A 20,072-nucleotide genomic window follows, 5' to 3' on the forward strand; every position below is an offset into this window, starting at 1 on the left:
CTGACCGCCTACGACCACTGAATCAGTTAGGACTTACTCGTCTAGAGGCGGCGCTCGGCGAACCCGGCCACTGCGTCGAGGAACGTCTCGAGCTGGATGCCGAACTCGCCGCCGGGTGCCTGCGGGCACCCGGGCAGCTCCACCGCGTTGGGCAGCCGCTCCAGCAGCGCGTCGACGGTTGCCCGCCGGTGTGCCGCGTCGGGTGGCTCGGCCGGCACCACGCCAACGGGGACCTCAAGGCCGCGGAGCTCCTCGTCGCTGACCCCGCGCAGCGTCTCGCCGCTGAGCAGGGCGTCCACCGTCTCGGCCGGCGCGCCGCGGCCGGCGAGCAGTCGGCGGGTGGGTTCGTCGTCCACCGGGGTTGCCGGCCAGGCCAGCACCAGCCCGACCACCACGTCCGGCCGGGCGAGGGCCAGTCGGGTCGCGGCGGAGCAGCCCTCGGAGCCGGCCACCACGACGACCGGCTCGGCGGTCAGGCGCTCCGCGAGCCAGTCCGCCTCCGCCTGCCAGTCGGCGGGGTGGGTCACCCGTTCCGGCGCCAGCACGTCGAACCCGCGCCGCCGCAGGCCGTGGCTCACGCCCGGCCGGTGCCAGTAGTGCTCGGCGTCGACGCCGTTCCAGAGGCCACCCGCGATGAGCAGTACGGTCCGCATGTCACACCGGGTCCCGGCTGATCGGGCAGGACATGCACCGCGGCCCGCCCCGGCCGCTGCCCAGCTCGGACCCGCTGATCCGCAGGACCTCGATCCCGGCGTCCTCCAGCCGGGCGTTGGTCTCCACGTTCCGCTCGTAGGCCACCACCACCCCCGGCGCCACGGCGAGCGTGTTGTTCCCGTCGTCCCACTGCTCGCGCTCGGCGGTGACCGGATCCAGTCCAGTGTCGATCACCCGCAGGCGCTCGATGCCCATCGCCTCGGCGGCCGCGTCGAGGAACGGGACCGGACCGGACACCAGGACGCCCTTGGCGTCGTCCGGTTGCAGCGGGTACGCGAGCAGCGTGTCGCGGACCGCGGGATACATCACCACGGCGTCGCGGTCGACCATCGTGCACACGGTGTCCAGGTGCATCGTCGCCCGGTCCTGCGCGATGGGGACGGCGAGCACCGTGTGGGCGAGCCCGTCGGCGAAGACCGACCTGGCGAGCGACTCCGCACCCGCCGGCGTGGTCCGCTCCCCGACGCCGATCGCGAGGACGCCGGGGGCGAGCAGCAGCACGTCGCCCCCCTCCACCGGTGCCGAGTGCGCGCCGTAGGCCCGACCCGCCGCCCGGAACCGCGGGTGGTAGGCGTAGATCAGGTCCAGCAGCGCGGTCTCCCGGTTGCGGGCCGGCAGGGCCAGCGACGCGATGGCCACCCGGTCACCGATCCACACCGAGGAGTCCCGGGTGAACAGCAGGTTCGGCAGCGGGTCGACGACGAAGTCGTGCGGATGGTGCATCCGGCGGACCAGCGACGCGCCCTCCGCGTCGGGCAGCTCCTCGAACGTCATCCCGGCGGTCAGCACGTCCGCGAGCGCGGCGCTGGGAAGCGACGACAGGTGCGAGCCGAGCGCGTCGGCCAGCTCGTGGCCGACGCGCCTGCGGTCGACGGCGGTGTCGGCCGCCGCGGCGTGGGCGCGCTCGTCGGTCAGCGCGGTCACCAGCGCGTCGGCCAGCAGCATCACCTCGACGCCCCGGCCGACGAGCGCCTGGGCGAACGCGTCGTGCTCCTCCTGGGCGCGGTCCACCCACGGGATGCTGTCGAACAGCAGTTGGTCGTTGTTGCGCGGCGTGAGGCGTTTGAGCTCGGCGCCGGGCCGGTGTAGCAGGACCGCACGCAGCGGTCCGACCTCGCTGTCCACCTTCGGGGCCGGCAGGTCGTGCGCGGCAAGGCCAGATGCTGGTTGAGCGGTCACCCAACGAGCGTAATAACTCGGTAAGTAGGTTGTCGCGTCAAGTCCGGCCACGATGTGTCCATGCGACGTTTGCTGCGCAAGCCGATCACCTGGGTCCTCCTCGTCCTCGCGGTCGCCGGGGCCGCGGTCGGCCTCGCCCTGTTCGAGCCCTGGCGGGCGTTCACCAGTAGCCACCTCGACGAGCCGGTGCCGGTGGCGGCCCGCGACGCCGAGCCGGCACCCACGAGCGTTCCCCCGTCCCCGTCCTCGGCCTCGGCCCCGTCCCCGTCCCCGTCCCCGTCCCCGTCCACCCCGGCGGCACCGGAGGTGTTGGCCGAGGGGAGGTTCGTCAGCCAGGAGCACGAGACCGCCGGCACGGCACGGGTTCTCCAACTGCCGGACGGAGCGCGGGTGCTGCGGCTGGAGGGCTTCACCACCTCCGACGGCCCGGACGTCCACGTCTGGCTCTCGACGGCCGCCGCCGGCGGCGCCTGGGACTCCTACGACGACGGACGGTACGTGGCGCTCGGCGAGATCAAGGCGACCGAGGGCAACCACAACTACGCGATCCCCGCCGACGCCGACCTCGCCGGCCTGCGCAGCGCGGTCATCTGGTGCGACCGCTTCAACGTGGCGTTCGGCTCCGCCGCGCTGACCCTCTAGGAACGACGCGGACCCGCCGTTCAGAGCTCGGGCAGCGCGGGCCGGTCGTCGCTGAGCAGGGGGGCCAGCAGGTCGCCGTGCTCAGCGACCCGGTCCAGCACCTGGCCCGACGTGAAGACGAGGTCGTTGGGATGGCGGCAGCGCTCCACCTCCGCCCACGTGATCGGGGTCGAGGCGGTCGGCGACGACCTTCCGCGCAGCGAGTACGGGGCGACCGTCGTCTTGTACTGGTTGTTCTGGCTCCAGTCGATGAACACCTTCCGCGGGCGGAGGTCCTTGGCCATCCTGGCCACGACCAGCCCCGGGTCCTCCGCAGCGAGGTGCTCGGCCACCGCCTTCGCGTACTCCGACGTGCGCTCCACCGCGGAGGTCGTGATCGGGGCGTAGAGCTGCATCCCCTTGGAGCCGCTGGTCTTCGCCACTGCCTGCAGGCCGTGCCCGGCCAGCACCTCACGCAGCCGAACCGCCACCCTGCAGCACTCCACGATCGTAGCCGGCGGTCCCGGGTCTAGGTCGAAGACCAGCAGGTCCGGCGTGCGCCGCTGACCGTCCTCATCGACCGTCCACTGAGGAATGTGCAGCTCGAGTGCGGCGTTGTTGGCGGCCCACACCAGCGTCGGCAGGTCGTTGATCAGCACGAAGTCGAGCGTCTCGTTGCCGCGCGTGCTGCCGGGGGTCTCGATTCGCACCGTGCGGATCCAGGCCGGCGCGTGCCGGGCCGCGTTCTTCTCGTAGAACGGCTGCCCACCGACGCCGTCCGGCCACCGGCGCACCGTCACCGGTCGGTCGGCCAGGTGGGGCAGCAGTGCCGGTGCCACCCGGCTGTAGTAGTCGATCACCTGTGCCTTGGTGAACCCTGCCTCCGGGTACATCACCTTGTCCAAGTTGGACAGCCGAAGGCGGTGCCCACCCACCTCCACCAACACGTTCTGCGGTCGCGGCTCGTCCGGCTCGTCCGGCTCGGGGACGGCAACCGGGGTCGCCGGGTCCTCCGGCTCCGAGCCGGGCAGCGCCTCCGGCTCGAGGTCGGCCGGGTCCTTGTCCGAGCGCAGCCCGCGCCACGACGGCGCACGCAGCCGCCCGTCCGGCGTCCAGTTGCGGAACACCACCTCCCCGACCAGCTCCGGCGACACCCACGTCGCCCCCTTCGCCCGGTCCCGCGGGACCTCGTCGGCGAACGGGGAGGTCTTGCGCACCAACGGTTTCAGTCGTTCACCGAGCGCGGCCAGCGCCTCGTCGGTGAAGCCGGTGCCGACCTGGCCCACATAGCGCAGCCCCGCGTCGGTGGGCACCCCGAGCATCAGCGAGCCGATCGAGCCGGCGCGTCGGCCCTCGCCCGGTCGCCAGCCGCCGAGGACCACCTCGAGCGTGAGCACCTCGGTGATCTTCAACCAGTCGGCCGAGCGGCGACCGGGGTAGTAGCGCGAGGACCTGCGCTTGGCGATCACGCCCTCGAGCTCCTGTTCGCGTGCTGTCTCCACCACCGCCGGCCCGTCCCCGACGAAGCTGGGCGAGGTGTTCCAGTTCGGACCGCGCAGGCCGAGCGACTCGAGCAGCTCCCGCCGTTCGCGGTAGGGCAGCTCGAGGCAGGACCGCCCGTCCAGGTAGAGCACGTCGAAGACCAGGTAGGTCACCGGTACCGAGTTCGCCAGGCCGCGCGCCTGGCGCTCGTTGTGGACGTGCATGCGTTGCTGGAGCGCGGGAAAGCTCGGCCGCCCGTTCACCAGAGCGACGATCTCCCCGTCCAGCCACACCTGGGTCGACCCCAGCTCCTCGCCGAGCAACCGCAGCTCGGGGTAGCTGACGGTGACGTCGTTGCCCTTGCGGGAGTACAGCGACAGCCGGCCGCCCTCGACGCGCGCCAACGCCCGTACACCGTCCCACTTGAACTCGTAGGCCCACTCCTGCCCGTCGTCGTCCCCGGGCAGGGTGCCCGGCGAGGCGAGCATTGGTTCGACCAGCTCGGGCAGCCGCACGAACCCGGGGTCCAGCGGCGGCTCGGAACGGCGGACCATCCAGTCCCTGGTGTCCCCGCCGCTGTGGAAGAACGTGTACTTGCCCCTGGCGCGCTCCCCGTCGAAGATCACCGCGACCTCGCGGTCGGACCACTTCACGGTCTCGTAGCGGCCGCGGTCCCAGATGAACATCCGGCCGCCGCCGTACTCGCCCTTGGGGATCTCCCCGGAGAACGTCGCGTACTCCATCGGGTGGTCCTCGGTGTGCACGGCCAGCCGGATGTCGCCCGGCACGTCCGGCAACCCCTTGGGCACCGCCCAGGACACGAGCACGCCGTCCCGTTCGAGCCGGACGTCCCAGTGCAGCCGGGTGGCGTGGTGCTCCTGGATGACGAACGTGTCGTTGTTGCCCCGCGGGAGCGCGTCGTCGGCGGGCACCGGCTCCGGGGTGCGGTCCGGGTCGCGCTTCCTGCGGTACTCCTCGAGGTCGCCCATCGCGTTCCATCCTCCCTCAGGGCAGCCAGGAGACGCGTCCGCGCAGCAGGGCGTAGCCGACGAACGCGACGACGTCGAGCAGCGTGTGCGCGACGACGAGCGGCCAGAGCCGGTTGGTGCGCTGCCAGAACCGGCCGAACACCAGGCCCATCACGACGTTGCCGAGGAACCCGCCGAAGCCCTGGTAGAGATGGTAGGACCCGCGCAGCACGGCGGAGACCGCCAACGAGGCGTTCTCGCCCAGGCCGAGCTGGCGCAGCCTGGTGAGCACGTACGCGACGACCAGCACCTCCTCCGCCCAGGCGTTGGCCGCCGCCGCGATCGTCAGCACGATCGGCCGCCACCAGGTGTCGTCCAGCGTGGACGGCAGCACGGTCAGGTTGGCCCCGACCGCGCGGGCCAGGAAGTAGAGCCCGAGCCCGGGGATGCCGATCAGCGCGGCGAGCCCGGCCCCGGTGAGCGCGTCCCGGCCGGGCCGCCGCCGGTCCAGCCCGATCTCGGCGAACCGGATCCCGGCCCGCCAGAGCAGGTAGAGCCCGAGTGCGCCCCAGGCGAACAGCTGGGTGGCACTGAGCAGTTGGCGGAGCAGGTCGATGAGGTCCAGGTCCGCCTGGCGGACGTTGATCGCGACCTGTTGCTCGGCCAGCGGTTCCGGCGCTAGGAGCGCGTCGAGCAGGGACAGCAGGCTGCGCAGCGCCGACATGCCCAGCGTCACGGCGAGGACGACGACCAGCTCGACGACGATCGCCCGCCGCTCGGTGGGGTCGGTCAGCCGATCGCCCCGGCGCGGCGGCGCCAACCAGGTGCGCAACGAGATCACGCCCGCACGCTACCCGCCGACGTACAGTGGCCGGGTGCCGAGAATCGCCACTTCCGAGCGCGTCGACCGCGCCGCCCTCGAGGACTTCGTCCGGCCCCGCCACCACGCGATCCTGACCACCAGGCGGTCCGACGGCAGCCCCCAGCTCTCACCGGTGACCTGCGGGCTGGACACCTCCGGCCGACTGGTGATCTCCACCTACCCGAGCCGGGCCAAGGCCGTGAACGCCCGCCGCGACCCGGAGGTCTCGGCCTGCGTGCTGAGCGACGACTGGGACGGGGCGTGGGTCCAGGTGGACGGCACCGCCGAGGTCCTCGACCTCCCGGAGGCCCTCGAACCCCTGGTCGAGTACTTCCGGGTGATCTCCGGCGAGCACCCGGACTGGGACGAGTACCGCGAGGCCATCCGTCGGCAGGGCAAGTCCCTGATCCGGGTCACGATCACCCGGTGGGGACCGATCGCGACCGGCGGTTTCCCACCCGAGCTGGCCTGAGGCGCGCCGGTACCGCTATCCGGCCGACCGCATCGCGAGGAACGGGCAGCCGACCATCCGCCGCAGCTCTGCGGAGAGCTCCTCGAGGGTGGCGATCGGCCGCTCGAAGGCGAGCCGGACGTCGTGGTCGCCCTCGATGGCCTCCACCCGCAGCCGCAGGCCGTAGCGGTCGAGCCCGAGCGGGCGCAGGTGGCCGCCGCGCAGGTGGTCCGGCAGGTGGCGGCGCAGCGTGTGCAGGACGTCGGTGTGCGAGACCTCCAGGTGGCGCAGCCAGCCGGCCTCCTGGTCGCAGAACGGGTCCGCCTCCGCGGCGGCGAACTCGTCCGGAGTGAGCGGGTGGGTCCCGTCCGCGTCGGCGACCACCAGCGAGAGCGGTTCGAGGCAGCAGAGCGTGGCCCCGTGGCCGAGATCGAGCAGCCGGGGGTCGGGACGCAGCGCGGCGAGGTCGACGGCGAGCGCCCGGGCGGTGGCCTCCGGCAGGGCCCGGATGCGTCCGGTGATCCAGAGCAGCCCGCGCACCGGCTCGCGCAGCGGCACCGGCGCCATGTCCACCATCTCGACCATCGTGATGACCGGCGCGCCGGTCGCCAGCGGGTGGTCGTCGGGAAGCAGGACGGACACCGAGGCGTCCTGGTGGACGTAGTGCAGCAGCGGGGCCACCCGGTCGGGCCGTGGATCGGTGGCGACCGGCGGCAGTCCGGGCAGCGGCGGCAGCAGCGACGCCGGGCCGCGCGCGGCGATGGTCCTCGCGCGTTCGGCCGGTCCCGGGATCGGCGGTCGGTCGGTCACGCTGGTAAGGCTAACCTAAGTGCTTGGATTTGTGGTAGTCGGCGTCGGTAGCCTGACCGCGTGAACCTGACGCAGCTGCTCACCCTCGGCGGGATCATCCTCGTCGCCGCGATGTCGCCCGGACCGGACTTCGTGATAGTGCTCCGCAGTGCCGTCGTGTCCGGCCGCCGCGCCGGCATGGCCTGCGCCGCCGGCATCGCGAGCGGCGTGTTCGCCTGGGCGGTGGTCACCGCGCTGGGGATCGCGGGCCTGCTCGCCGCGTCCGCCGTGGCCTTCACCGTGGTGAAGCTGGTCGGTGCGGCCTACCTGGTGCTGCTCGGCGTCCGCGCGCTCCTCGCCGCGCGGCGGGGCGAGGGCTACGAGCCGCCGGACACCTCGGGCGCCGGCGCCCGCACGGCCGACGCGGCGTTCCGCCAGGGCCTGCTGACCAACCTGCTCAACCCCAAGGTCGCGGTGTTCTTCATCGCGTTGCTGCCCCAGTTCGTGCCGGCGAACGCCTCGGTGCTCGACCACGTCCTGCTGGCCGCGGTCGCCGCGACGGTGAGCCTGGTCTGGTTCATCGTGCTGGTGAACCTCGTCTCCGCCCTGCGCCGCATCCTCACCGCGGTGCGCGTGCGCCGCATCGTGGACGCGGTCATGGGCACCCTGCTCGTCGGCCTGGGCATCCGGATCGCGGTCACCCAGTAGCGGTGCTGTTCTTCACGATCCGGAGCTGGCGGGGCGCGGTCGTCTTCTCCACCTGGCTGTTCCTCATCCTGTACTTCGGCGCCCTGGTCCTGTTCCTCACGGTCGAGCCGGCCCGGGAGTACGGCGTCCCGCTCTCCGTCGGCACCGGGGTGCTGGTCGGGTGGCTGGTCGGCGCCGACCTGGTGTCGACGATCAAGCGGGTGGAGGGCCTGCCCGCCTCGGTCCGCACCCGGGTGACGACGTTCATCCTCGGCGGGCCGGCCGCGGCGATCATGGGCTGGGCGAACGTCGCCTACCCGGACGGCTCGCCGGTGAACGCGAACGTCGTGCTGCTGTTCCTGCTGCCGGTCGCGCTCATGGGTCTCGTGCTGTTCCTGGCCGCGGTGTCCCTCGTCGGGTAGCGGAGACGACGAGGGCCCGGCTGGCGGCCGGGCCCTCGCCTCATCGGTCAGCGCCGTGGCGCGTCAGCAGGTGAACAGGCAGACCTGGTAGTTCGCCCGGTAGGTCGTCGCCGTCGCGGGGGCCACGATGTTGTGGCTCTGCGCGCCGCCGTCTGACCAACTGGTGAACCGGAACCGCAGGCCGAGGCTCAGGGTCTGCGGGCTCGGCGCGCTGATCGAGTTGTTCGACCCCACGATCACGGTGCGGGTGAACGGCGCCGTCTGGGTCACCGTGCCCACCGTGAGCTGCGCCCCGCTCGGGTTCGACGTGAACGTCAGGTTCACCGTGCGCGGGTTGAGCCGCACGGTCGTCGAGCTGGTGTTCCCGTCGGAGTCGGTCGCGGTCAGCGTCAGGTCCAGGAACGAGGGGTACTCGTGGTCCGGGGCGATGAAGCTGCCCGAGGCCACCCCGTCGAAGGACTGCACGTTGTGCGCGTGGCAGCTGGTCGAGGACGTGCAGTGCTGCAGGGTGAGCACCCAGTCCAGGGCGGACGCCGGCAGGGCGCCGTCCTGGGCGTCGGTCGCGCGGCCGGCGAACGGAACGTTCTGGCCCACTGCCCACTGCACGGCCGCGGTCGGGTTGTCGATCGTGACCACCGGGTCCTCGCTCGGCGGGGTGCCGACGGTGACCTGCACGCTGTCGGTGTCCGAGAGCCCCCCGGAGTCGGTCACCCGCAGGCCGACGGTGACCACCTGCTGGGTGGTGTAGGTCCGCTGCGGTGTGGCCGAGGTGGAGTCGTCGTACTGGCCGTCGCCGTCCAGGTCCCAGGCGTAGCTGAGCGTGTCGCCCGGGTTGGGGTCCGAGGAGCCGGTTCCGCTGAACTGCACGGCCAGCGGCGCCGCGCCCGAGGTGGGGTTGGCGGTCGCGACCGCGGTCGGCGCGGTGTTCGGTCCGGACGGGTAGCTGACCCGGCGCAGCTGGCCGGCGCCGAGCGCGATGTAGAACAGGTCGCCGCCGGGCCCGGTCAGCACCTGGACGGGGATGTTCACACCGGTCACGAACGGCACGATCTGCGTCGGGTCCGGCAGGCCGTTGGTGCCGGCCCGCATGGCCCAGATGCAGCCCCGTGAGCTGTCGGCGAAGAACAGCGCGTTGTTGTAGGCCGCCGGGTAGTTGCTGGTCGACTCGAACGCGATGCCGCTGATCGACGAGCCACCGGTCGGGCAGCCGTCGCCCGGTGCGACGTTCGCGCTGTGGTTGTAGGCGTGGTACGGCGCGTTCTGGCCCGCTCCGGAGTAGAGCGACTCGCAGACGGTCAGGTTCGCACCGTCGTAGCCGGACTGTCGGGCGCCGCCCTCGTAGCAGGGCCAGCCGAAGTTCTCCGCGACGGCGTCCGTCGCGTTCGGGATCCGGTTGATCTCCTCCCACGTGTTCCAGCCCACGTCGCCCGACCAGAGCTCGTTGGTGCCGGGGCGGAAGCCGAACCGGAACTGGTTGCGCATGCCGTAGGCGATCACCCGGCGCGCGTTGGCGTTGGTGCTCGAGGCGAACGGGTTGCCAGCCACGCCGGCGCCGGTGTCCGGGTTGACGCGGATGATCGTGCCGTCCAGCGTGACCGGCTCACCGGCCGGGCGGCGCGGGGACTGCGAGCGCAGCGCGCCGCCGCGGGCGTCCGGCGGTGCCAGGTTGGTCCCGGCCGGGCTCGGCGGGTCGGCACAGGGGTTGCCCCGCTGCCCCCAGTCGGCGAAGTTGAAGCTCGCGCCGTCGCCGCCGCCGACGTACAGCGCGCCGTCCGGCCCGAAGGTCACGGTGCCGATGGAGTGGCTGGGGTACTGCTGGCACCAGTCGGTGAGCAGGACCTGCTCGGCGCCCGTCGCCACGCCGCCCGCGCCGATGGTCAGCCGGGACAGCCGGCCGGTCACGACACAGCCCTCCTCGGTCGCCCCGGGCGGGGTTGGGCAGGCGTCACCCCAGCGCGGTGCGGTCCCGCCCGGCACGGCGTCGTAGGTGTAGAGCACGTACAGGTAGGGCCGGGTGGGGAAGGCCGGGTCGACGGTCATGCCGAGCAGACCGCGGTCCCAGAAGTCCTGCACCTGGGTTCGGAGGTCGACAGTGGTCGTCGCGGTGGTGTCCGCGATCGAGTCGAACGTCTTGACGATGCCGCTCTTCTCCCCGACGAACACCCGGCCGTCGGGTGCGAACGCCGCGGCGATCGGGTTCGTCAGGCCCCCGATCGCGACGGTGTCGGTGAAGCCGGTCGGGACGGCGGCGGAGGCGGTGGTAGTGGAGACGGTGGCGGTGGTGACGAAGCCAGCGGTCAGGCACACGGCGAGCAGGCCGGACAGCCGCGCTCTTCGTGGACGCGCGGAACTACGATGCAAACGCAACGGACGACCCCAATCCTGAACTGCACCCGACTACTGACTGTGCGCTTTTACACGATCGGGTGGCTTGTCCGAACCATCGACCCAGGGTTGGGGCCCGTTAACGAAATTCTCTCGGTTATGACAAACGCGTTGCCTTCACTCCTTTGGGGGACGCCCAGACCATGACCAAGCGTAGGAGGAGTCCTCACAGGACGTAGCTGCTTCTCCCATTTCGAGCGGGCGGAAGGTGTCCACCATCACTGCTGTCTCATCGAAACGCTCGGCTCCGAGTGAGGCCTCGGCCGCCCCGGGCTGGGGGCCGTGGGTGAAGCCGGAGGGGTGCAGCGACAGCGAGCCGAGCCCGATTCCCGAACCCTTGCGTGCCTCGTAGTCGCCGCCCACGTAGAACATCAGCTCGTCGGAGTCGACGTTGGCGTGGTTGTAGGGGACCGGCACGGCGAGCGGGTGGTAGTCGACCTTGCGCGGACAGAACGAGCAGACGACGAAGTTCGGTCCCTCGAACGTCTGATGCACCGGCGGCGGCTGGTGCACCCGGCCGGTGATCGGCTCGAAGTCACGGATGTTGAACACCCATGGGTAGAGGCAACCGTCCCAACCGACCACGTCGAACGGGTGGTCGGCGTAGGTCATCCTGGTCAGCCCGGCGCGGTGGCGCACGAGGACCGGGACGTCGCTCGTCGGCTCGTCGGCCGCCGGGACCATCGGCTCGACCGGTCCGCGCAGGTCCCGTTCGCAGTACGGGGAGTGCTCCAGGAACTGGCCCCTGGTCGAGAGGTAGCGCCTGGGCGGTCCGATGTGGCCGCCGGCCTCCAGTACGAACAGCCTCGCCTCGCCGTGCGGCCGCACCCGGTAGGTCGTCGAGGTGGGGACCACCAGGTAGTCGCCGTCCGCGATGTCCAGGGCACCGTAGATGGTGTCCACGGTCGCCGACCCGGTCTGCACGTAGATCAACTCGTCGCCGGCCGCGTTGCGGTACAGCGGGCTGGGCTCGGTGGCGATCGCGAAGCAGATCGTCACGTCGTTGTTGCCGAACAGGGTGCGCCGCCCGGTCACCGCGTCGCCGGCGGGCTGGCCGTCCGGCTTGAGGTCCTGGGTCCGGAAGTGGCGCGGTTTGAGCGGGTGGTTGGGTGTGAGGGTGCCTCGGTGGTCCGGCACGACCTCGGCGTTGACGATCGCCGTGGGCAGGTGCCGGTGGTAGAGCAGGGCCGAGTCGGAGGAGAAACCCTCCACGCCCATGAGCTCCTCGGCGTACAGGCCACCCTCCGGGGAACGGAACTGGGTGTGCCGTTTCCGGGGGATCTCCCCGACGCTGCGGTAGTACGGCATCGACCTCTCCAGAGTGTCCGCATGTCGAACGTCTTTGTTCAGTTGCCGGTACGCTACTAGCGTGTCAGCCGTGTCAAGCGCCGCACCCGTGCCTCCGCAAGGTCAACGCGATGTCCCACCGCTGCTCGCCCGGCTCGTTGACGACGCCGCCCTGTTCCCACCGGGCAACGCCGCCATGCCGGACGCCGTGCGTCTGCACCTCGAGGGCAGAACGGGGGAGCGGTCGGATCTGATCGGCCTGTTCCTCTGCCCAGCCTCCCGGCTCCCCGAACTGATCACCGACCTGATCAGGGCGAAGCCACCGAGACCGGTGGAGCTCTCCCTGGTCATCGACACCGGCCTGGGCGGGGTGCCCAAGGCGTTGTCCATCGTCGAGTCCAGGGCTGAGCTCCTCGCGTTGCGCATGGTGGAGATGCCAGCGCCCTCGGACGTGGACGAGGTGTGGCTGGAGCGGGTGTCGGAGTTCGTGCCGGAGGACGTGATCCGGGTGATCGAGCCGCGGCGCGGGGGCGCCGGCTGGCTCGACGGCATCCAGCGGGTGATCGAGCACGGGAGCTGGCCCAAGATCCGCTGCGGGGGCCTGTCCCAGCAGAACTTCCCGAGCGTCGGAGAGGTCGCCGAGTTCCTCGCGGTGATCAACCAGGGCAACGCCTCGTTCAAGGCCACCGCGGGCCTGCACAACGCGGTCCGCCACACCGACGAGCAGACCGGCTTCACCCACCACGGCTTCCTCAACCTGCTGATGGCCACCGCCCGGCTGATCGCCGGCGGCGGGGTGGGTGAGGAGGTCATCGAGGCGCTGGAGAGCACCGACGGCAAGGCACTGGCCGCGGAGGCCCAGGCACTGACCGAGAACGAGCAGCTCGCCGTGCGCGGGGTGTTCGCCTCCTACGGCTCCTGCTCGCTCACCGACCCCGTCACCGACCTCGAAGAGCTGGGCCTCCTGTGAGCGAGCCACCGCGCCTCGGGGAGGCAGGCCAGTGAGAGATCTCCTGTCCACCTCCGCAACGTCACCTCAGGGGAACGTGACGCGACCCAGCCACAAGTACGTGCTCAGGCCGAGCGGTCGCTGCCCATGGTGACCAACAGGGTTGATTCCGGGGAGGCGGCCCGGTGGGTTCGCGACGAGGCGTTCGCCCGGGATCAGCCCTTCGGTCCCCAGACCCTGCCCTACGGCGTGGTCGATCCCGGTGACGGCCCGCGCGTGGCGGTCCGGCTCGGTGACCACGCCCTGTCCCTGCGCTCGCTCGCCGGCGAGCTAGGTCCCCTCGCCGACCTGGTCTCCGGCACCTCGCTGGACCCGCTGCTGGCCGCCACCCGGGCCGAGTGGAGCGCGTTGCGCGCCCGCCTGACCGAGCTGGTGACCGGCGCGAGCCGGCCGCCCGGTGCCGAGCTCCTGCCGCTGGCCGACGTGCGTGCGCTGCTCCCGTTCACCGTCGGCGACTACGTGGACTTCTACTCCTCGCGCTACCACGCCGAGAACGTCGGCCGGATCATGCGGCCGGACAGCGAGCCGCTGCTGCCGAACTGGACCCACCTGCCGATCGGCTACCACGGCCGCTCGAGCACGGTCGTCGTCTCCGGCACCGAGGTGGTCCGCCCGCACGGTCAGCGCCGTGGCACGCCGATGCCGAAGTTCGGCCCGAGCGGTCGCCTGGACATCGAGGCGGAGGTCGGGTTCGTCTGCGGCGGGCCGCTCGCCCGCCGGGTGCCGACCTCGGCCGCGGCCGAGCACGTCTTCGGCGTCGTGCTGGTCAACGACTGGTCCGCCCGGGACATCCAGGGCTGGGAGTACCAGCCGCTCGGCCCGTTCCTCGGCAAGTCCTTCGCCACCTCGGTCTCGGCCTGGGTGACCCCGCTGGACGCCCTCGCCGTGGCCAGGGTGCCGGTCCCCGACATCGGCCACCCGCGCCTGCCCTACCTGGTCGAGGACTCGCCCTGGGGTCTGGACCTGCGGCTGCGCGTGGAGTGGAACGGCAGCGTGGTCTCCAACCCGCAGTTCGCCGACATGTCCTACTCGTTCGCCCAACAGCTGGCCCACATGACGGTGAACGGCGCCGTGGTGCGTCCCGGCGACCTGTTCGCCTCGGGCACGGTGTCCGGACCGCTGCCCGAACAGCGCGGCTGCTTCCTCGAGCTGTCCTGGGGTGGCCGGGACGAGATCACCCTCGCCGACGGCTCCACCCGGACCTTCCTCGAGGACGGCGACTCGGTCGTCGTCACCGCCACCGCGCCGGGTGAGGACGGCTCGGTGGTGGGCATAGCGGAGGTCGCCGGCACCGTCCTGCCCGCCCCGCCGACACCTTGGGACTGACGTGTCCAGACCGACGCGACCCCTTCCTGTCACGCCCACGCGCCCACCGGCACCGGCCGGCCGGGAGAGCTCCCTGACGCTGGACCGGGGCCTGGCCCTGCTCCAGGCGGTGGCCGACGCCGAGTCGGAGGCACCCACGATCAGCGAGCTGGCCACCTCGATCGGCGCCAGCCGGGCCGCCGTCTACCGGCTGCTGGTGCCCCTGGCCGAGCGCGGTCTGGTCCGCCGGGACGGTTCCAAGGTGCGCCTCGGGCTCGGCCTGCTCCGCCTGGCCGCCAAGGTGACCCCGCAGCTGCGCCTGGCCGCCCTGCCGGCGCTGCGTGAGCTGGCCGAGGCGTCGGGCGCGACGGCCCACCTGACCGTCGCCGACGGCGACGAGGCCCAGGCGATCGCCGTGATCGAGCCGTCCTGGACGACCTATCACGTCGCCTACCGGGTCGGCACCCGCCACTCCCTGCGCCGCGGCGCGGCCGGCAAGGCCATCGGGCTGCGCGACGAGGACCCCGGCTGGATCGCCACCACCGGCGAGCTCCAGCAGGGGGCCTCCGGGATCGCCGCGCCGGTCCGCGGCGTGCCCGGCCTGCGGGCCAGTGTGGGCGTCGTCAGCTTCCACGAGCTGGACGGCGAGGTGATCGGACCCCAGGTCCGCGCGGCCGCCGTGGCGGTGGCCGAGGCCCTCCGCTGAGATCCGCCGTCCGGGCTAGGCCTCAGGCCGCCGGGGTGGCCATGGCCGCGGCGGTCTCCCGGAGCACCTCGTCCAGCGGGGTCGGCTCCAGCCCGAAGGTCCGCCGGGTCAGCTCGGTACCCATCACCGCGGGCCGCTCGTACAGGTACTGCATCTCCGGCAGCTCGGCCATGATCGAGTCCGCCCGCGCCGCCTCATGCAGCTCCAGGGCGGTCATCCGTCGCAGCCTCGGCCGGGCTCGCCCGGCCAGCTCCGCGAGCCGGTTCGCCACCTCCCGCAACGACACGTCGGCGCAGGTCGGCGGATGCCAGGCCCGCCCCCAGGAGCGCTCGTCGCGGGCGATCGTCGCGAGGGCGCGGCCCACGTCCCGCGGTTGGGTCCAGCTGTGCGGGGCGTCCAGGTCGCCGGGGAACACCACCTCCTGTTCGGCGAGCACGAACGGCGTGACCATCAGGTTGAACATCGACACCGCGTCGGGGCCGAGGAAGTCGCCGGGGCGGACCTCGGTGAACCGCAACCGGCCCGCTTCGTGCGCGGCCATGGCCTCGGTGAACATGTCGGCCCGTACCTGGCCCTTGATGGTGGTCGGACGCAGCGGGAGGTCCTCGGTCATCGGGCCCTCGACCGGCCCGAGGCCGTAGCAGTTGCTCAGGTTCACATAGCCCGCGCCGGTCCTGGTGGCGGCGGTGAGCAGCGCCGCCGCGAGCGGGGGCGTGTCCTGCGGCAGTCGGTCGTAGGCGGGTGCGGCGCAGTTCACCAGGCTTGCCGCCCCCTCGGCGAGCGAGGTGAGCAGGCCCGCGTCGGTGGCGTCCGCGGCCACCGGCCTGACGCGTGCGTGGGTCGGTCCGGTGCCGCGCCGGCTGACCAGGAGCACCTCGTCCCCGGTCTCGGCGAGTTCGAGGGCCGTGGCGCGGCCGGTCGGTCCGGCGCCGACAACAACGTGGAATGTCATGGACGCAAAGCTACGAGCGGGAGCCGAGACGATGAATAGCTGGAAAGCGCGCTCACATGTCCTATCGTCTACCTCGTGGACGTCCTCAGCGATGTGCTCGCGGTCATGCGCACCGGTCGGCCGGAGGCGACGCGCAGCAGCACCGGTGCGCCCTGGGGCGTCCGCTTCCCGCCGGCCGAGTCGGCCGGGGCGCACGTCGTCCTCCGCGGCGGCTGCTGGTTTCTGCCCGCGGGAGGCGATCCCGTGCCGCTCGGCGTGGGCGACGTGGTCTTCACCCCGCACGGCAACGCGCACGCCCTCGCCGACCGGCCCGGTCGCACCCTCGTGGACTACTGCCCGGAGCCGAACGAGGAGTCACCGGTCGAGGAGATGCGCATCGACGGCTCCGGCGTGGTCACCGAACTGCTCTGCGCCATGTACACCTTCGACCGGGCCAGGCCGCACCCGCTGCTCGCCGACCTGCCGCCGGTGATCCACCTCCCCGCCCGGCTCGGCCGGCACGCCTCCCTGCGCGGCGCGGTGGAGCTTCTGGGCGCGGAGCTGGACGAGCCCCGCGCCGGCACCGCCGCTGCCCTGCCCGCGCTGATCGACATGCTGCTGCTCTACGTCCTGCGTGCCTGGTTCGAGGAGCAGGCTCCGGCCGCCGGCTGGGTGGGCGCGCTCAACGACCCGGCGGTCAGCGTCGCGCTGCGCGCGATGCACCGCCACCCCGAGCGGCCGTGGACCGTCGAGTCCCTGGCCGACCGCGCCGGGCTCTCGCGTGCGGCCTTCGCCCGTCGCTTCACCGCGACGGTGCGCCAGCCGCCGCTGGCCTACCTCACCTGGTGGCGGCTGACCACCGCGGCGCGGCTGCTGCGCGAGTCCGACGCGCCCCTGCGCACGGTCGCCGCCCGGTGCGGGTACGGCTCGGAGTTCGCCTTCGCCAAGGCGTTCAAGCGAGAGTTCGGGGTGGCCCCCGGGCAGTACCGACGCGAGGGTTGAGCGGTCAGGTGGGCCGGCGCGCCAGCGCACGGGCCAACGCGGCCTTGGCCCGTTCCACCCGGCGCGCCTCGTAGGCGATGGGCAGGTACCGCAGGCGCTCGGGCAGCAACGGCACCAGCCAGGCGACCAGCCGCCCGAACAGCCGCAGCCGCCGCTCGTCCCGGTCGGACCAGGGCAGGCCGAGGATCTCCCGCGCCCGCGGTGGCAACGTGCCGACCGTGACGAAGTACTGCAGCCGGCCCGGGACGTCGGCGAGCACCCGCCACAGCGGACGCAGCGCCGCCGGCAGCGCGGGTGGCGGCGGTACCCGGCGGCTGGCCTCGAGGAACTCGTAGGCGGTGGGGTGGGCGACCAGCGTGTGCTCGATCACGTCGTCGAACAGCGCCAGGTAGTCCTCGTAGCTGGGCGGGATCTCCTTCGGCGCCACGTGCAGGTTGAGCATCAGCTGCTGGACCTCGCCGTAGAAGGCCGCCGCCTCGTCGTGCTCCATCGGGCGGCGGGAGAAGTACCGGGCGGCGGTCAGGTAGGCGTAGGGAGCGGTGAGCAGGATCCACGCCCAGGGGCCGGACGCGAGCGCGGTGTGGGTCACCCCCTCGGCATCGGTACTGCGCAGCGGCACGTGCAGGGCACGCAGCCGGTCGGCCTCCTCGAGGGCTGCCTCGCCGCCGTAGATCCAGGTCATCACCGAGGCGACGCTGCGCCTGGCCCGGCCGATCGCGTCGGTCCGGAACACCGAGTGCTCCCCGACAACCGCGCCGACGGCGGGATGCATCACCTGCAGTGCGAACGCCGACCCGGTGGTCAGCGAGAAGGTGACGAGCCCGGTCTCCTCCCACAGCCGGGTGCCCGGTTCGATCGGCCGACGCTCGGTTCTGGTGAGAGCTGTCACGACAGGAGTGTCCACCGCCCGGTCGGAACTAGAACAGGACCTGTCCCAGGGCGAACACGGCGAACCCGGCGAACACGAACCCGGCGACCCGCTGCACGAGGTGGGGCCGCAGCCGGTGGCGGATCTTCGTACCGAGCAGCACGGCGATCCCGGCGACCGCGGCCAGCGCGAGCCACGCGCCGAGCCCGACCCACACCGGGTCGGCGAACCGCGCGGAGAGCGCCGCCGTGGCGAACTGGGACGCATCGCCCCACTCGGCGGCGAACAGCACGCCGAACGAGGTGATCGCCGCCCGCAGGAACGTGACCGGACCGACCGCACTGGCCGCCGCGTCCGACTCGTCCTGGTGGTCCCTGGCAAACCCCTCCCGCAGCAGGAGCACCGCGCCGAGCCCGAACAGGACGGCGACCACACCCGCCACCAGCCGCTCCGGGAGCAGGGTGAGCACGCCGCCGAACGACGCCGCGATCACGCACTGGACGGCGAACGCGGCGCTCACGCCGGCGAACACCGGCAGCCCGCGGTAGCGGGTGGTGAGGATGAGCGTCGCGATCATGGTCTTGTCGGGCAGTTCGACAACGAAGACCAGGCCGAACGCGGTGAGCAGGGCGAGCAGTGAGGGGTCCACGGGGTCCTCTCCGTCCAGCCCGGACGGAGGCAGCACGACTCCGACCAGGCGTGTCAACAACCTGGCCGGAGGTCTCGTTCGCCCGCTGGGATGCGGGTGAGGCACCGGACTCGCGAGCGAGTCAGTATGTCGATGCTCTCGCCGGGTGGCCGAGGCCACCGCGGGAACTACTCCCCTCTGGCGCCTCAATTCTAGCTCGACACACCACGACGACGGGAGTATCGCTGGTCACAGGGCCGCACCCGGGGGGCCAAGCCGGGACCAAGGTCCCGTCCGGCCAGGACCCGAGGACCTGACGGGGAGCCCGTGTCGGGATGCACGCTGTCTCCCGTGGACGTCCTTGACCTCGCCCGGTGGCAGTTCGGCATCACCACCGTCTACCACTTCCTCATGGTCCCGTTGACCATCGGCCTCGCGCTGCTGGTGGCGGGAATGCAGACGGCCTGGGTGCGCACGGGCAACCGGCGCTACCTCGCCATGACCAAGTTCTGGGGCAAGCTGCTGCTGATCAACTTCGCCATGGGCGTGGTCACCGGCATCGTCCAGGAGTTCCAGTTCGGCATGGCCTGGAGCGAGTACTCCCGCTTCGTCGGCGACGTGTTCGGTGCGCCGCTCGCGATGGAGGGCCTGATCGCCTTCTTCGTCGAGTCCACCTTCCTGGGCCTGTGGATCTTCGGCTGGGACCGGTTGTCCAAGCGCGTCCACCTCGCCTGCGTCTGGGCCTTCTCGCTGGCGTCGATGGTGTCGGCCTACTTCATCCTGGCCGCGAACTCCTGGATGCAGCACCCGGTCGGCGTGGAGCTGGTCGACGGCCGGCCACGGCTCAACTCGATCGGCGACGTCCTCACCAACTCCACCGTGCTCGCGGCCTTCCCGCACACGGTCGCCGGCGCCTTCGCGGTGGCCGGCGCGTTCCTGGTCGGCATCGCCGCCTGGCACCTCTGGCGGTCCACGAAGGACTCCGACGTCTGGCGCTCCTCGCTGCGCCTTGGCACCGCTGTCGGGGTGGTGGCCTTCGGCGCGCTCGTGGTCAGCGGCGACCTCCAGTCCAAGCTGATGTTCTCCCAGCAGCCGATGAAGATGGCCTCCGCGGAGGCGCTGTGCGAGACCGAGCACCCGGCCGGCTTCTCCGTCTTCGCCATCGGCGACGTGTCCAGCCCGGACTGCGAGAGCGTCAAGTCGATCACCGTGCCGGCGCTGCTGTCGTTCCTGGCCAACGGGGACGTCGATACCGAGGTCCGCGGCGTCAACGACCTCGTCGAGCAGTACCGGGCGGAGTACGGCGAGTTCTACCCGGTCGACGAGCGGCTCGGCGAGCTGTCCGGTCAGCCGATCGACTACGTGCCGAACCTGCCGGTCACCTACTGGGGATTCCGGTTGATGATCGGTTTCGGCGCGGTCGGTGCCGGGGTCGGCGTCCTGGTGTGGTGGCTGACCCGCCGGGGACGCGTCCCCCGGTCCCCGTGGTTCCCCCGGATCGCGCTGCTCGCCATCGCGACACCGTTCCTGGGCAACAGTTTCGGCTGGATCTTCACCGAGATGGGGCGGCAGCCGTTCGTCGTCGCCCCCAATCCGTCCGGTGTGGACGGTGTGTGGATGTTCACCGCGCAGGCGGTCTCCGGGCTGACCGTGGGCGAGGTGCTGACCTCGTTGATCGCCCTGACGCTGGTCTACGGCGTGCTCGCGGTGGTGGAGGTCGTGTTGATCCGCCGGTACGTGCGTGCGGGGGGGGGGGGGGGGGGGGGGGGGGGGGGG

At 72.0% G+C, this 20,072-nt stretch carries 19 protein-coding genes; 9 read left to right on the plus strand and 10 right to left on the minus strand.

Annotated features, from left to right (window positions below; genetic code table 11):
• Positions 1–41 precede the first annotated feature (41 nt).
• Together BU204_RS31365 and BU204_RS31370 are read right to left on the minus strand one after the other, a co-directional pair.
• Positions 42–653 carry an alpha/beta fold hydrolase gene (locus BU204_RS31365; protein ID WP_075129415.1) on the minus strand — a complete coding sequence of 204 codons (612 nt, stop codon included), beginning with the start codon at positions 651–653 and terminating at the stop codon, positions 42–44.
• Between the two features lies 1 nt (position 654).
• Positions 655–1,839, minus strand: coding sequence for an arginine deiminase (locus tag BU204_RS31370; protein WP_083661804.1), 1,185 nt, complete (start codon positions 1,837–1,839; stop codon positions 655–657).
• Positions 1,840–1,953: 114 nt separating this feature from the next.
• Here BU204_RS31370 and BU204_RS31375 point away from each other — a divergent pair, with 114 nt between their 5' ends.
• The gene (locus tag BU204_RS31375; protein WP_075129416.1) at positions 1,954–2,535 is read left to right on the plus strand and encodes a DM13 domain-containing protein; all 582 of its coding nucleotides are present in this window, start codon (positions 1,954–1,956) and stop codon (positions 2,533–2,535) included.
• Positions 2,536–2,555: 20 nt separating this feature from the next.
• Here BU204_RS31375 and ligD read toward each other — a convergent pair whose 3' ends face one another.
• Both ligD and BU204_RS31385 read right to left on the minus strand, forming a co-directional pair.
• Positions 2,556–4,985: a DNA ligase D gene (gene ligD, locus BU204_RS31380; RefSeq protein ID WP_075129417.1), complete on the minus strand. Its 2,430-nt coding sequence runs from the start codon at positions 4,983–4,985 to the stop codon at positions 2,556–2,558.
• 16 nt (positions 4,986–5,001) lie between these two features.
• The gene (locus BU204_RS31385; RefSeq protein WP_233160807.1) at positions 5,002–5,805 is read right to left on the minus strand and encodes a CPBP family intramembrane glutamic endopeptidase; all 804 of its coding nucleotides are present in this window, start codon (positions 5,803–5,805) and stop codon (positions 5,002–5,004) included.
• Positions 5,806–5,839: 34 nt separating this feature from the next.
• Between BU204_RS31385 and BU204_RS31390 the strand changes: the two genes are divergently transcribed.
• Positions 5,840–6,298: a PPOX class F420-dependent oxidoreductase gene (locus BU204_RS31390; RefSeq protein ID WP_075129431.1), complete on the plus strand. Its 459-nt coding sequence runs from the start codon at positions 5,840–5,842 to the stop codon at positions 6,296–6,298.
• 15 nt (positions 6,299–6,313) lie between these two features.
• Here the strand turns inward: BU204_RS31390 and BU204_RS31395 are convergent, their stop codons facing one another.
• Positions 6,314–7,087, minus strand: a complete 774-nt coding sequence (locus BU204_RS31395; RefSeq protein ID WP_075129418.1) for a DUF2470 domain-containing protein — start codon at positions 7,085–7,087, stop codon at positions 6,314–6,316.
• A gap of 60 nt (positions 7,088–7,147) precedes the next feature.
• On the opposite strand from BU204_RS31395, the gene BU204_RS31400 reads away from it, so the two are divergent.
• Together BU204_RS31400 and BU204_RS31405 are read left to right on the plus strand one after the other, a co-directional pair.
• On the plus strand, positions 7,148–7,774 hold the full coding sequence (locus BU204_RS31400) for a LysE family translocator (RefSeq protein WP_233160808.1): 627 nt from the start codon (positions 7,148–7,150) through the stop codon (positions 7,772–7,774).
• A gap of 2 nt (positions 7,775–7,776) precedes the next feature.
• Positions 7,777–8,175 (plus strand): hypothetical protein, encoded by a 399-nt coding sequence (locus BU204_RS31405; protein ID WP_075129419.1) that lies wholly within the window; start codon positions 7,777–7,779, stop codon positions 8,173–8,175.
• A gap of 63 nt (positions 8,176–8,238) precedes the next feature.
• Here BU204_RS31405 and BU204_RS31410 read toward each other — a convergent pair whose 3' ends face one another.
• Together BU204_RS31410 and BU204_RS31415 are read right to left on the minus strand one after the other, a co-directional pair.
• Entirely contained in the window at positions 8,239–10,482 is a 2,244-nt protein-coding gene (locus BU204_RS31410; protein WP_075129420.1) for a PQQ-dependent sugar dehydrogenase, read from the minus strand.
• Positions 10,483–10,677: 195 nt separating this feature from the next.
• Positions 10,678–11,868 carry a homogentisate 1,2-dioxygenase gene (locus BU204_RS31415; RefSeq protein ID WP_075129421.1) on the minus strand — a complete coding sequence of 397 codons (1,191 nt, stop codon included), beginning with the start codon at positions 11,866–11,868 and terminating at the stop codon, positions 10,678–10,680.
• Positions 11,869–11,938: 70 nt separating this feature from the next.
• Between BU204_RS31415 and BU204_RS31420 the strand changes: the two genes are divergently transcribed.
• The 3 genes from BU204_RS31420 (at position 11,939) to BU204_RS31430 (ending at position 14,867) form a co-directional block, all read left to right on the plus strand.
• Positions 11,939–12,817 (plus strand): hypothetical protein, encoded by an 879-nt coding sequence (locus BU204_RS31420; RefSeq protein ID WP_269844676.1) that lies wholly within the window; start codon positions 11,939–11,941, stop codon positions 12,815–12,817.
• Positions 12,818–12,943: 126 nt separating this feature from the next.
• Entirely contained in the window at positions 12,944–14,182 is a 1,239-nt protein-coding gene (gene fahA / locus BU204_RS31425) for a fumarylacetoacetase (protein ID WP_075129423.1), read from the plus strand.
• Between the two features lies 1 nt (position 14,183).
• Complete coding sequence (locus tag BU204_RS31430; RefSeq protein WP_075129424.1) at positions 14,184–14,867, plus strand: helix-turn-helix domain-containing protein; 684 nt, start codon at positions 14,184–14,186, stop codon at positions 14,865–14,867.
• Between the two features lie 22 nt (positions 14,868–14,889).
• Here BU204_RS31430 and BU204_RS31435 read toward each other — a convergent pair whose 3' ends face one another.
• Positions 14,890–15,819 (minus strand): NAD-dependent epimerase/dehydratase family protein, encoded by a 930-nt coding sequence (locus BU204_RS31435; RefSeq protein ID WP_075129425.1) that lies wholly within the window; start codon positions 15,817–15,819, stop codon positions 14,890–14,892.
• A gap of 75 nt (positions 15,820–15,894) precedes the next feature.
• On the opposite strand from BU204_RS31435, the gene BU204_RS31440 reads away from it, so the two are divergent.
• A complete protein-coding gene (locus BU204_RS31440; protein ID WP_075129426.1) occupies positions 15,895–16,800 on the plus strand; it encodes an AraC family transcriptional regulator in 906 nt (301 codons plus the stop codon).
• A gap of 4 nt (positions 16,801–16,804) precedes the next feature.
• Here the strand turns inward: BU204_RS31440 and BU204_RS31445 are convergent, their stop codons facing one another.
• Together BU204_RS31445 and BU204_RS31450 are read right to left on the minus strand one after the other, a co-directional pair.
• Complete coding sequence (locus BU204_RS31445) at positions 16,805–17,689, minus strand: oxygenase MpaB family protein (protein WP_198943059.1); 885 nt, start codon at positions 17,687–17,689, stop codon at positions 16,805–16,807.
• A 28-nt stretch (positions 17,690–17,717) separates the two neighbouring features.
• Entirely contained in the window at positions 17,718–18,317 is a 600-nt protein-coding gene (locus tag BU204_RS31450; RefSeq protein ID WP_083661805.1) for a TMEM165/GDT1 family protein, read from the minus strand.
• A 330-nt stretch (positions 18,318–18,647) separates the two neighbouring features.
• Here BU204_RS31450 and BU204_RS31455 point away from each other — a divergent pair.
• Positions 18,648–20,072 (plus strand): cytochrome ubiquinol oxidase subunit I (locus BU204_RS31455; RefSeq protein WP_075129428.1); only part of this gene is annotated, 1,425 nt, incomplete at its 3' end.

The sequence above is a fragment of the Actinophytocola xanthii genome, assembly GCF_001921205.1.
Classification (GTDB): domain Bacteria; phylum Actinomycetota; class Actinomycetes; order Mycobacteriales; family Pseudonocardiaceae; genus Actinophytocola; species Actinophytocola xanthii.

Coding starts and splice junctions, on each gene's coding strand:
- BU204_RS31365 (WP_075129415.1), bottom strand. CDS start 653: ATGCGGACCGTACTGCTCATCGCGGGTGGCCTCTGGAACGGCGTCGAC.
- BU204_RS31375 (WP_075129416.1), top strand. CDS start 1,954: ATGCGACGTTTGCTGCGCAAGCCGATCACCTGGGTCCTCCTCGTCCTC.
- ligD (WP_075129417.1), bottom strand. CDS start 4,985: ATGGGCGACCTCGAGGAGTACCGCAGGAAGCGCGACCCGGACCGCACC.
- BU204_RS31415 (WP_075129421.1), bottom strand. CDS start 11,868: ATGCCGTACTACCGCAGCGTCGGGGAGATCCCCCGGAAACGGCACACC.
- fahA (WP_075129423.1), top strand. CDS start 12,944: ATGGTGACCAACAGGGTTGATTCCGGGGAGGCGGCCCGGTGGGTTCGC.
- BU204_RS31435 (WP_075129425.1), bottom strand. CDS start 15,819: ATGACATTCCACGTTGTTGTCGGCGCCGGACCGACCGGCCGCGCCACG.